Below are 12,612 nucleotides of genomic sequence, written 5' to 3'. Positions count from 1 at the left end.
CCTGATTTCCGATGTTGGTCTGAAAGACCTGCTGAGGAGGCCAGTAACAAGATGGTTAATGTTAAACCCTTGAAAAGCGACACGGTGTCCACTGAGCGCGCACACGAGGCGGATCATCCGTCGTCGCTGGTCGCGCTGTTCGGTGTGGACAAGCCGCTGCGGCTGGACTGCGGCATCGATCTCGCGCCGTTCCAGATCGCCTATCAGGCCTATGGCCAGCTCAATGGGGATCGCTCCAACGCCATTCTGATCTGCCATGCGCTGACCGGGGATCAGCATGTCGCGAATGTGCATCCAGTCACGGGCAAGCCCGGCTGGTGGCAGACGCTGGTTGGCTCCGGCAAACCGATCGACACGGATCGCTACTACGTCGTATGCGCCAATGTGGTTGGCGGATGCATGGGCTCGACGGGTCCGTCATCGACAAATCCCGCGACCGGCAAATTGTGGGGACTCGATTTTCCCGTCATCACCATCCCCGACATGGTGCGGGCACAGGCGATGCTGCTCGATCATCTCGGCATCGAGAAGCTGTTCGCTGTCGTCGGCGGATCGATGGGCGGCATGCAGGTGCTGCAATGGACTACAGCGTATCCGGAGCGCGTGTTCTCCGCGTTGGCGGTTGCGTGCAGCACGCGCCATTCGGCGCAGAACATCGCATTCCATGAATTGGGCCGTCAGGCGGTGATGGCCGATCCGGACTGGCGCGCCGGACGCTATTTTGAGGACGGCACCCATCCGCACCGCGGGCTCGGCGTCGCGCGCATGGCCGCGCACATCACGTATCTGTCCGACGCGGCACTGCATCGCAAGTTCGGCCGCCGCCTGCAGGATCGTGATGTTCCGACATTCTCCTTCGATGCGGACTTCGAAGTGGAAAGCTATCTGCGTCATCAGGGCTCGTCCTTTGTCGAGCGCTTTGACGCTAACAGCTATCTCTACCTGACCCGTGCGATGGACTATTTCGACATCGCCGCCGATCACGACGGCGTGCTGGCGGAAGCCTGGCGCGGCACGCGCACGCGTTTCTGCGTGGTGTCGTTTACCAGCGACTGGCTGTTTCCGACGTCGGAGGCGCGCGCGGTCGTGCATGCGCTCAACGCCGGCAGCGCGCGGGTGTCGTTTGCGGAAATCGAGACCGACAGGGGACACGATGCGTTTCTGCTCGACGTGCCCGAGTTCATCGAAATCTCCCGCGCATTTCTTGAATCGGCTGCGTCGGCGCACGGCCTGACCTCGGCGAGCCGATAACATGACGATCCAGGATCAGGCGTTTCGTCAGACCGCGGTTCTTCCCGTCACCGAGAACGGTTATCGCGCAGACCATCTGCTGGTCGCGCAGATGGTCGAGCCCGGCTCAAGGGTGCTCGACGTCGGCTGCGGTGAAGGCGATCTGCTGCGGCTTCTGGAAACACGCGGCGTCGACGGGCGCGGCATCGAACTGTCCCGCGAGGGCGTCAACCGCTGCGTCGCCAAGGGGCTTGCGGTGGTGCAGGGCGACGCCGACACCGATCTGATCAATTATCCCGACGATGCGTTCGACTACGTGATCCTGTCGCAGACCCTGCAGGCGACGCGCCAGCCGCGCGTGGTGCTTGAAAACCTGCTGCGCATCGGTCACCGCGCCATCGTGTCGTTCCCGAATTTCGGCCACTGGAAAATGCGCCTCCAGTTGCTCGTGAAGGGCCAGATGCCGCGCACCGACAACCTGCCGGCGACGTGGTACGACACGCCGAACATCCATTTCTGCACCATCAAGGATTTCGTGCAGCTTTGTAACGAGATCAACGTCAACATGGAGCGCGCCGTCGCGCTCGATCTCTATGGCCGGCCGCTGCGGCTCAACGCGCCGTGGTGGTTCTGGAATATGTTCGGCGAACAGGGCGTCTTCCTGCTCACGCGCCGCGATTAACATTCACGGCTCTAATGTGGCCGTGTATGTTCGCATTCTCGCCATCAAATGATCCCGCTATCGCCGCGAAATGACTCGGCGAGCGCCTTACCGCGTCTTGCTCTCGTCACACCCACCCGTTTTGTGCGCTGCGGCATGTCGTTCGCGTGCGAACGATGGGCATCAGGGTGTCACGAAGGACTGTTGAATGACTGCATCGCGTAAATTTCGTCTGCCGCTTCGGAGCGCCGCGCTGGCGCTGTGTTCGGTGGCAATCGTCGCATTGGCGACACCGGCTTCGGCGAGGCCACACCACGGCGCAAGCCGGCACTATCACGCTCACCAATCCAAGCATCACGCTAAAAAGTATTATGGCCACCGCACTCGTCATCATGCGCGGCGCGGCCGTTCCGCTGCTGCTGCGGCCTCTGTGGAAACGTCAACCTCGCAGGGTTTCGGTGGTTTCGGCGGATCGAACATTGTCGCCGAAGCGCGGCGCTATATCGGCAGCGGGAATCCCACGAGCCGGGCCAGTCTGTGGTGCGCGCGCTTCATGAACATGGTTCTCGAAAAATCCGGACACAAAGGCACCGGTTCGGATATGGCGCGTTCGTTCGCGAGCTACGGCCAGCGCATCTCCGGCCCGCAGGTCGGCGCCATCGCGGTGATGTCACGCGGACGCCGCGGCGGTCATGTCGGGGTCGTCAGCGGCATCGACGCCAAGGGCAATCCGATCGTGATCTCGGGCAACTACGGCCGCCGTGTCGCCGAGGCGAGCTTTTCGCGCGGACGCATCCACGCCTACGTCATGCCGTCAAGCTGATTTGCGCGGCAACGTCATCCTGAGGTGCAAGCCATCTTCGGCGCGCCTCGAAGGATGACGAACCAATGCCGTCGCCCTTCGAGGCGCGCAACAGCGCGCTCCGCAGGGTGACGGCACCTCTGCTCAGAGCAATCGCTGTTCTTCAAGTACGGTGATTGAATCATCGGCCTTGATATCGCCTCCGGTGATCACCTCGGCATAGACGCCGCAATCGGCGTGATCGAACATTTGCATCAATGCATGCGGGATGTTCATGCCGCGTTCGGCGGTGACCGGATCGATATTGACAGCGGCACAGCGCACGATCCGCTTGACCACTTTCAGCCGTACGCTGCCGATCGTCAGTACTTTCCCGAGCAGATCGAATTCCTGCCAGGCAGCCCAGCCGCTGACATAGAGATTGCCGCGAAAGCGTAGCGGGTGAACCGGCTGCCCGACAATGGTCTCAATGGCGGCTACGCTGGCCAGATTGATAATGGACACGACCTTGGCGGCGACGTCGGAGAAGCTGTGGCCTTGAGCCGACAGGATTTTGGGCGGGCCTTTCAATTCGGGCGAAAAATTCTCGGTGAAAAAGGTCTCGATCGCGGCGCGTCCGTCAGGCGTTTCCAGATCACCGCGCACCTCTGCGTTGTTGTAACCGATGGTCAGGACGTTGCTGCCGTCGTTATACCGGCTCTGAAGCGCCGCGAGGCGCTCGTTGCGCATCAGCATCAAAAACCGATTCTTCGGAAAATACTTCGGATCGGCCTGATCGAACCCGGAAGGCCCGTTCTCGATGGCATAGCGCCGGTCCGCCGGCAGCGTCTGGCCCTCCTGCAGGGTGACATTGTCGAGCGCTTCCGGTGAAAGGCCTTTGACCGGGTAGCGATAGATACCGGCAACGGTGGCGGAGTTTTGCTGCTTCATTCCGTATTCGTAGGCGGATTCTCCGTTCCGTTCCATCTCGGTCAAATTTTGCCCCTGCCTCTTTCACAGGCGGACCGGAGTTCCCACATGAACGCCAGGCCGGTGCAATGCCGGTCGCCGCCCCGGGTTGAGGAACGTCAATGCCGTCGGCGGAAACCCATTGAAGATGCTAATATCCGTGCCTTCGGGGCGGAGATGGCAGGCTGAGGGAAAACCCGAATGAACATTGAAAAATACACCGACCGTGTGAAGGGATTCATCCAGTCGGCACAGACTCTGGCCGTGCGTGAGGGCCATCAGCAATTCACGCCCCTGCATATCCTGAAAGTGTTGCTCGACGACAGTGAAGGTCTGGCCGGCGGTCTGATCGACCGCTCGGGCGGGAATTCGCGCGCGATCCTGAAAGCCACCGAGGATGCGCTGAACAAGATGCCGAAAGTGTCCGGTGGGGGCGCAGGGCAGGTCTATCTGGCGCCGGCAACGGCGCGCGCCTTCGATGCGGCTGAACAGGCTGCCGACAAGGCCGGCGACAGTTTTGTCACGGTAGAGCGGCTGCTGCTTGCGCTTGCGCTCGATAAGGACAGCGAGGCCGGCACTCTGCTCGCCAAAGGCGGGGTCACGCCGCAAAACCTCAATGCTGCGATCAATGCGCTGCGCAAGGGCCGCACCGCCGACAGCGCGTCGGCGGAAAATGCCTACGACGCGCTGAAGAAGTATGCCCGCGACCTGACGCAGGCCGCACGCGACGGCAAGCTCGATCCGGTGATCGGCCGCGACGAGGAAATCCGCCGCACGATTCAGGTGCTGTCACGCCGCACCAAGAACAACCCGGTGCTGATCGGCGAGCCCGGTGTCGGCAAGACGGCCATCGTCGAGGGCCTCGCGCTGCGGATCATCAACGGCGACGTGCCCGAAAGCCTCAAGGACAAAATGGTCCTGTCGCTCGATCTCGGCGCGCTGATTGCCGGCGCGAAATATCGCGGCGAGTTCGAGGAGCGGCTGAAGGCCGTGCTGTCTGAAGTCACCGGCTCCGACGGTCAGATCATCCTGTTCATCGACGAGATGCACACGCTGGTCGGCGCCGGCAAGGCCGATGGTGCGATGGATGCGTCGAATCTGCTCAAGCCTGCGCTGGCGCGCGGTGAACTGCATTGCATCGGCGCGACCACGCTCGACGAATATCGCAAGCATGTCGAGAAGGACGCGGCATTGGCCCGCCGTTTCCAGCCGGTGTTCGTCAGCGAGCCGAGCGTCGAGGACGCGGTGTCGATCCTGCGCGGCCTGAAAGAGAAGTATGAGCTGCATCACGGTGTCCGCATCACGGACTCCGCGATCGTCGCTGCCGCGACACTCTCGAACCGTTACATCACCGACCGCTTTCTGCCCGACAAGGCCATCGACCTGATCGACGAGGCCGCGGCGCGGCTGAAGATGCAGATCGATTCCAAGCCGGAAGAGCTCGACAACATCGATCGCGAGATCGTGCGGCTGAAGATCGAGCAGGAAGCGCTGAAGAAGGAAACCGACTCAGCGTCGAAGGATCGCCTGCAGCGGCTGGAGAAGGAGCTCGTCGGGCTCGAAGAGAAGGGCGACGCGCTGACTGCGAAGTGGCAGGCGGAGCGCGACAAGCTGTCGGATGCCCAGAAGGTTAAAAGCGAACTGGAGCAGGCACGCCAGGAACTGGCCGACGCGCAGCGGCGCGGCGAATTCCAGAAGGCGGGCGAGCTGGCCTATGGCCGCATTCCCGATCTCGAAAAGCGGCTGAAGGCGCTCGAGGAGAGCGAGAAGGCCGGCAATATTGTACTCGAGGAAGCGGTGACGGCCAGTCACGTCGCGCAGGTGGTGTCGCGCTGGACTGGCATTCCGGTCGACAAGATGCTTGAGGGCGAACGCGAGAAGCTGCTCAAGATGGAGTTGCAGCTTGCGCAGCGCGTCATCGGTCAGGCTGAGGCTGTTGGTGCGGTGTCCACAGCGGTGCGGCGTTCGCGCGCCGGATTGCAGGATCCCAACCGCCCGATCGGCTCGTTCATGTTCCTCGGCCCCACCGGCGTCGGCAAGACCGAGCTGACCAAGGCGCTCGCCGAATATCTGTTCGACGACGAGACCGCGTTGGTGCGCATGGACATGTCCGAATACATGGAAAAGCACTCGGTGGCGCGGCTGATCGGCGCGCCTCCGGGCTATGTCGGCTATGATGAGGGTGGCGCGCTCACCGAAGCGGTGCGGCGTCGTCCGTATCAGGTCGTGCTGTTCGACGAGATCGAGAAGGCGCATCCGGATGTGTTCAACGTGCTGTTGCAGGTGCTCGACGATGGCCGCCTGACCGATGGTCAGGGCCGCACCGTCGATTTCCGCAACACGCTGATCATCATGACCTCGAACCTCGGTTCCGAGTATCTCGTGAGTCAGGCGGAGGGCGAGGACACGGCTGCGGTGCGCGATCAGGTGATGGCCATTGTGCGGTCGAGCTTCCGTCCGGAATTCCTCAACCGCGTCGATGAGATCATCCTGTTCCACCGGCTGCAGCGAACCGAAATGGGCCGCATTGTCGACATCCAGATGCAGCGGCTGTCGAAGCTGCTGGCGGATCGCAAGATCACGCTGACGCTGGATGACAAGGCACGCGACTGGCTGGCTGCGAAGGGATGGGATCCGGCTTACGGCGCACGTCCCCTGAAGCGTGCGATCCAGCGCGCGGTGCAGGATCCACTGGCGGAGATGATTCTCGCTGGCCGCGTCCATGACGGTGAAACCGTCGCGGTCTCTGCTGGCGATGGCGGCCTGACCTTCAACGGTCAGCTCGCCAAGATCGATGCGGAGGCACCGCCGGTGCCGAAGAGCAAGCTGAACTGAACTCACACACATCTTGTCATCACCGGGCTTGTCCCGGTGATCCTGATGAGTCGGACATGTGTTCTGTTTGTCGGAATGGCCGGGACAAGGCGAGCGGAAGCGACGCCGTTCTATGAACAGCTATGCCCGGCCATGACAGGATGGTTCGTTTCTTTTCCTGTCCGCGAAGGGCGAACCGCAGCAGGGCTTTCGAATTTATTTCTTCTTCAGCGTGTAGAGCCTAGCGGTCGCTGGCCTGCGCCGTCTTCTGGCCTTTGGCGGCCTGCGGCTGCGGACGGTTGCCGCCGGGCCGGGTGTTGATCATGCCGTCGAGCCGGTCGCGTTCGGTTTCGAAGTTCGCCAGCATCGGACCATCGAGCGACCGTCCGCGCGGCAGCTTGATACGCATCGGATCGACGAAGCGGCCGTTGACCAGAATTTCGTAGTGGAGATGCGCTCCGGTGGAGAGGCCGGTCGATCCGACGAAGCCGATCACCTGGCCCTGCCGCACGCGCTTGCCGGGCTCCATGCCCTTGGCGAAAGCGGTCATATGGCCATAGGCGGTTTCATATCCGTTGGGATGCTTGACGCGGATATATTTGCCGTAGCCGCCTTCCCAGCCGGCTTTCTCGACGGTGCCGTTGCCGGATGCGAAGATCGGCGTGCCGTAAGGGGCGGCCCAGTCCACGCCGGTGTGCATCTTGGTATAGCCGAGGATCGGGTGACGGCGGCCGCCGAAGCCGGAGCGCATGATCGCGTTGTTGACGGGTTTGCGGACCAGGAATTTCTTCGCGCTCTTACCGGTCTCGTCATAGTAATCGACGATGGAATCGTCGGGGGCCTGGAAGCGATAGTATTTCTTGGTTTCACCGCCGACGGTGAGGGCGGCGTACAGCACTTCGGTCTTTTCGTTGTTGACCGGTGTTTCGTCTTCACCGGCGAAGAACACCTCGAACGAGTCGCCGGCCTGCACCTTGCGCTGGAAGTCGACGTCGTAGGAGTAGATGCGAATCATGTCCTCGATGACGGCGGCCGGAACCTTGTTGCGCATCGCGGTCTCGTAGATGCTCTGATAGAGCCGCACGCCGGTGCCGTCATCTTCGTCATCGTCGTCGCTGGCATTGGCGGTTTCCGCCACGCTGTTGAAGCTCTGGACGTCGACGGCGACGTATTTACCGAGATCCGAAAGCGCTGCCACCGCTTCAATAGTAGTTTCGTTGGCGACGATGACGCGGACCGGCTGCTGGCGCTGAAGTCCCGGACCGGTGCCGGCCATCATGATGCGCAGCTTCTGGCCTTCCTTCAGTCCGGCGTCGCGGCCGCGCGCGCCAAGATTGTTGGCGATCGCCAGCGCTTCGCCGGGGCTCGCGCCCATGTCGCGCAGGATGGTTTGGACGGTGTCGCCCTTCTTGACGATATGGATTCGCTCGCTCGAAGGGTTGCCGCCGGTGATCTGTTCCTTGGTCTTCGGCAGCAGGGTGACGTTTTCCGGCACCACGCGGGCCTCGAACCCGGCATAGGGATCGGGCGTGCCTTCCGCCGCATAGGCCATCTTGAGATCGGCCGGGTTGCTGGACGCATATTTGACGGCGCTGTTACCTCGCCAGCTCGATGCATCCCGAACCCGAAGCAGCACCTCATCAATGGCGACATTGGCTGCGATCTTGGCGCGGGGCAGCACCGAGGCGAGGTCGCGCGTCACAAATGAAACTTCGGCATCCGGCTCGGCGGCGTTCGGATTCTGCGAATCGTCGCCGTCCGCGGGTGCCGCGGTGCCGACATCGGTCAGCATGCGCTGGGCATTGAAGGCGGGGACTTTCGCGGAGAGATCGCTGGTCGTCAGCGACAGGTTGCCGGCAATTCGGACGAACGGGCGCACCCGCATCACGTCGCGGCCGCCGGCGCGCACTGCAGTGGAGACGCGGATCACCTGACGCGCCGCCGCCGATTCGCTCGGCGGCGGAAGACGGTCGCTCTTGCGCGCGACAGCCCCCTTGTCATTGGCGCCAAACGCGCCGCGCAGCGCGCCTTCGACGCGTTCCGGCACCTTGGCAAAGGTCATTTCGCCATCGAGTGACGCGAAAACGGCGCCGCCGATCAGAGCCGCGCCGCACAGACCAGTGAGAATCGTTCCGCTGAACCACTGCACGGAGACACGGCGGCGGTCGATCACCGCGGCTTCCGACCCGTCGACGGATAGCGGGGGCTCATGACCGAGATCAATGATCCCGGCACGCCCATAGTGTCCCCCGCGTGACGTCCCGTGGTTCAAACTGCCGTCCCCCAAAGTCTTCGTCTTGGTCTACAAAATACTCAGTACGCAACGAACTGCCAGTTTGCCTTTCGTCCGGCTCATTGCCCCGGGTGGGGCAATTACGAGCCACAAGCGCCTGGTTATCCCGCCGTCGTTTATTCGCCGTGCGCCAAAGTGTTGGCGAGATCGCCGAACGTCAACTCGTCGATTCTTTTTGACCCCAAGGATGTTTTTCGATCCCAAGTCAGACGACGATCCCGCATCACCGCCGAATCTTCGAACCGGCCGGCCGAAACTATACTTCTATTCGCCCGGCCAAGGCATGTTTCCTGTGCAGAACGTCGCAGGAATGTGGCTCTAGTACGGCGCAAAAGCCCAATAAACCGGGGACTTCTTTGCGTTGCAAAATATCTTCGGTGCAGTGCGACGGATTTTTGACAAGGGCGTTGACAAGGTTCGAAGGCCTGCCCTATAAGACGGCCACTGAGCGCGGCGGCGCCGGGGCCCAACGGCCCGGGCGGTTGTCTGTGTCTCACAAGCTCCTCACCTTGAAGAGTGAAGCATCAGCCGATATATGTCGGTTGAGGATTTGTTTTCGAGGTAAGGTTGCCGGGTGTCTAGGAATAGATGCTTGGCAAATCCTCTTCTTCAGAGAGGTTCGTTGATTTCTTCGAAAGAGAAAATCGCCGAATAATTCTGAAAAAAGAGATTGCTTCCTTCTTCGGGAGGGTCTACTGGTTCGCTCCCTTCGGGGCGCTGGCATCCTACGGGATGTCGCCTGATGACCTTCACTTTGGAAGATCAGAAACGAGATTTTCTCCCGTACAGGGAGGGCGATGCTTCGGCACCGGGTTGTTTGACAAGTAAAGATGAAGAAAGAGAAACGTGGACGGCGGAGTCCTTGCGGGTCTCGATCGCGAGAAAGCTTCGGCTTTCAAGGGGTTGAGACCGGACGAAAGACTTCGGCGGTACACGTTTTATAAGGTTACACCATCGCTGTCAGTGATGTGAATCACGGACGGCGGTCAGCTTCGGTTGACCAAAAATGGTGGGACCTCGTCAAAACGATGTGATCAGCCGGTTCAAAGTTCAAGTCCAACTTGAGAGTTTGATCCTGGCTCAGAGCGAACGCTGGCGGCAGGCTTAACACATGCAAGTCGAGCGGGCGTAGCAATACGTCAGCGGCAGACGGGTGAGTAACGCGTGGGAACGTACCTTTTGGTTCGGAACAACACAGGGAAACTTGTGCTAATACCGGATAAGCCCTTACGGGGAAAGATTTATCGCCGAAAGATCGGCCCGCGTCTGATTAGCTAGTTGGTGAGGTAACGGCTCACCAAGGCGACGATCAGTAGCTGGTCTGAGAGGATGATCAGCCACATTGGGACTGAGACACGGCCCAAACTCCTACGGGAGGCAGCAGTGGGGAATATTGGACAATGGGCGCAAGCCTGATCCAGCCATGCCGCGTGAGTGATGAAGGCCCTAGGGTTGTAAAGCTCTTTTGTGCGGGAAGATAATGACGGTACCGCAAGAATAAGCCCCGGCTAACTTCGTGCCAGCAGCCGCGGTAATACGAAGGGGGCTAGCGTTGCTCGGAATCACTGGGCGTAAAGGGTGCGTAGGCGGGTCTTTAAGTCAGAGGTGAAATCCTGGAGCTCAACTCCAGAACTGCCTTTGATACTGAGGATCTTGAGTTCGGGAGAGGTGAGTGGAACTGCGAGTGTAGAGGTGAAATTCGTAGATATTCGCAAGAACACCAGTGGCGAAGGCGGCTCACTGGCCCGATACTGACGCTGAGGCACGAAAGCGTGGGGAGCAAACAGGATTAGATACCCTGGTAGTCCACGCCGTAAACGATGAATGCCAGCCGTTGGGAAGTTTACTTTTCAGTGGCGCAGCTAACGCTTTAAGCATTCCGCCTGGGGAGTACGGTCGCAAGATTAAAACTCAAAGGAATTGACGGGGGCCCGCACAAGCGGTGGAGCATGTGGTTTAATTCGACGCAACGCGCAGAACCTTACCAGCCCTTGACATGTCTATGACCGGCACCAGAGATGGAGCCTTCCCTTCGGGGCATAGAGCACAGGTGCTGCATGGCTGTCGTCAGCTCGTGTCGTGAGATGTTGGGTTAAGTCCCGCAACGAGCGCAACCCCCGTCCTTAGTTGCTACCATTTAGTTGAGCACTCTAAGGAGACTGCCGGTGATAAGCCGCGAGGAAGGTGGGGATGACGTCAAGTCCTCATGGCCCTTACGGGCTGGGCTACACACGTGCTACAATGGCGGTGACAATGGGACGCTAAGGGGCAACCCTTCGCAAATCTCAAAAAGCCGTCTCAGTTCGGATTGGGCTCTGCAACTCGAGCCCATGAAGTTGGAATCGCTAGTAATCGTGGATCAGCATGCCACGGTGAATACGTTCCCGGGCCTTGTACACACCGCCCGTCACACCATGGGAGTTGGTTTTACCTGAAGACGGTGCGCTAACCCGCAAGGGAGGCAGCCGGCCACGGTAGGGTCAGCGACTGGGGTGAAGTCGTAACAAGGTAGCCGTAGGGGAACCTGCGGCTGGATCACCTCCTTTCTAAGGATGGTCCTTCAGCTTGCTTCGGCAACTATCGGATCGTTTTAGAAACATCAGTGGCCAGTGATTGGATCAATCGCTGAGCTGCATTGGCGGGACACCGCCGTCTTCGTTTCTCTTTCTTCGCGGACGAACACGCGCCAGGGGCGGCGCCACAGCGATGCACGTTGCATATGCGACGTCGCGCCGGCCGAGCTCCTCGTCGTTGGGGCTTGTAGCTCAGTTGGTTAGAGCGCGCGCTTGATAAGCGTGAGGTCGGAAGTTCAAGTCTTCCCAGGCCCACCATATTTGCGCGACTATCCATTGAGGTTGCTGCGCTCACGTCACGACATCGCATCTTGTAGAAACGCTGTCTTTGCGTTGAGCATTCGTCTTCTGGAACGGGGGCATAGCTCAGCTGGGAGAGCGCGTGCTTTGCAAGCATGAGGTCGTCGGTTCGATCCCGTCTGCCTCCACCAGAAGTCTGGATGGGGCGACGAGTTCATAGCGACTGCTTGATAGCAGCGTGTTCACAGTGTGCCCCGTACGGGTGGCGCCTGTTTCAATGTCCGCGATACATCACTTCGCATGCAGAATGTTCTCACCAGAACGCTGCCTGCGGGATTTCTGACATCGTAAAGAGGAGATCGATCCGAGCTTGGATCGCGAAGCATATCGCAAGATGTGCGTTGCGGATTCTTGCACTATCTCCTGGCCGCTCATTCTGAAGCATCGCAAGATGGTTCGGGATGGCATCGGGCGTCGCAAGACGGCCGATGTTGTTACCTTGTGTGACAGCGTCTTTGTTAGTGAAGCTTGACCGCCTCACTATCGGTTCGATCTTACGAAGCAAGCTGGTCTTTCTAATCATATCCAGCTGCATGCAGCCTCTATCGAGGGGGCGCGCTGATGATCTCCGGATCTTCAGCAAGTGTGCAGTTCAACATTCTGCCGAGTGTGTGGATATTGATAATGAGAGCAATCAAGTGCCTTAAGGGTGTTCGGTGGATGCCTTGGCGATGAGAGGCGATGAAGGACGTGCTACGCTGCGATAAGCTGTGGGGAGCTGCGAAGGAGCTTTGATCCACAGATTTCCGAATGGGGAAACCCACCTTCGATAGCCGAAACTCTAAGCGCACGATGACGCAAGTCACCGTGGGTTTGGATTTTCGGTTATCAAGTGAAGGTATGAAATCTCTGAATACATAGGAGGTTTTAAGCGAACCCGGGGAACTGAAACATCTAAGTACCCGGAGGAAAGGACATCAACCGAGACTCCGCTAGTAGTGGCGAGCGAACGCGGACCAGGCCAGTCATAAATGTGAGACAACCAGAACCT

At 60.0% G+C, this 12,612-nt stretch carries 6 protein-coding genes, 2 tRNA genes and 2 rRNA genes (1 of these 10 only partly in view); 8 read left to right on the top strand and 2 right to left on the bottom strand.

Features of this window, described 5'->3' with window-relative positions:
• Positions 1-51: 51 nt before the first annotated feature.
• From metX to BN32_RS23580, 3 genes are all read left to right on the top strand, one after another.
• Positions 52-1,251 (top strand): homoserine O-acetyltransferase MetX, encoded by a 1,200-nt coding sequence (gene metX, locus BN32_RS23590; protein ID WP_040427537.1) that lies wholly within the window; start codon positions 52-54, stop codon positions 1,249-1,251.
• 1 nt (position 1,252) lies between these two features.
• The gene (gene metW / locus BN32_RS23585) at positions 1,253-1,912 is read left to right on the top strand and encodes a methionine biosynthesis protein MetW (RefSeq protein ID WP_019200004.1); all 660 of its coding nucleotides are present in this window, start codon (positions 1,253-1,255) and stop codon (positions 1,910-1,912) included.
• Between the two features lie 187 nt (positions 1,913-2,099).
• Positions 2,100-2,714 carry a TIGR02594 family protein gene (locus BN32_RS23580; RefSeq protein ID WP_019200005.1) on the top strand — a complete coding sequence of 205 codons (615 nt, stop codon included), beginning with the start codon at positions 2,100-2,102 and terminating at the stop codon, positions 2,712-2,714.
• A 123-nt stretch (positions 2,715-2,837) separates the two neighbouring features.
• On the opposite strand, the gene BN32_RS23575 is transcribed toward BN32_RS23580, so the two are convergent.
• Positions 2,838-3,623, bottom strand: coding sequence for an MOSC domain-containing protein (locus BN32_RS23575; RefSeq protein WP_040427645.1), 786 nt, complete (start codon positions 3,621-3,623; stop codon positions 2,838-2,840).
• 219 nt (positions 3,624-3,842) lie between these two features.
• Here BN32_RS23575 and clpB point away from each other — a divergent pair, with 219 nt between their 5' ends.
• A complete protein-coding gene (gene clpB, locus BN32_RS23570; protein WP_019200007.1) occupies positions 3,843-6,476 on the top strand; it encodes an ATP-dependent chaperone ClpB in 2,634 nt (877 codons plus the stop codon).
• A 220-nt stretch (positions 6,477-6,696) separates the two neighbouring features.
• Here clpB and BN32_RS23565 read toward each other — a convergent pair whose 3' ends face one another.
• Complete coding sequence (locus BN32_RS23565; protein WP_040427535.1) at positions 6,697-8,727, bottom strand: LysM peptidoglycan-binding domain-containing M23 family metallopeptidase; 2,031 nt, start codon at positions 8,725-8,727, stop codon at positions 6,697-6,699.
• Positions 8,728-9,805: 1,078 nt separating this feature from the next.
• Here BN32_RS23565 and BN32_RS23560 point away from each other — a divergent pair.
• The 4 genes from BN32_RS23560 to BN32_RS23540 form a co-directional block, all read left to right on the top strand.
• Positions 9,806-11,294 (top strand): 16S ribosomal RNA (locus tag BN32_RS23560).
• A 208-nt stretch (positions 11,295-11,502) separates the two neighbouring features.
• Positions 11,503-11,579 (top strand) — tRNA-Ile (locus BN32_RS23555).
• 97 nt (positions 11,580-11,676) lie between these two features.
• Positions 11,677-11,752 (top strand) — tRNA-Ala (locus tag BN32_RS23550).
• A 501-nt stretch (positions 11,753-12,253) separates the two neighbouring features.
• Positions 12,254-12,612, top strand: a 23S ribosomal RNA gene (locus BN32_RS23540); it runs 2,461 nt beyond the window's last position.
• The 16S and 23S rRNA genes sit together here with 2 tRNA genes alongside, the layout of an rRNA operon.

The sequence above is a fragment of the Afipia birgiae 34632 genome, assembly GCF_000308295.2.
In the GTDB taxonomy this organism is placed as follows: domain Bacteria; phylum Pseudomonadota; class Alphaproteobacteria; order Rhizobiales; family Xanthobacteraceae; genus Afipia; species Afipia birgiae.
Note: the sequence above shows the minus strand (reverse complement) of the source record. Positions and strands in the feature narration are given on the sequence as shown.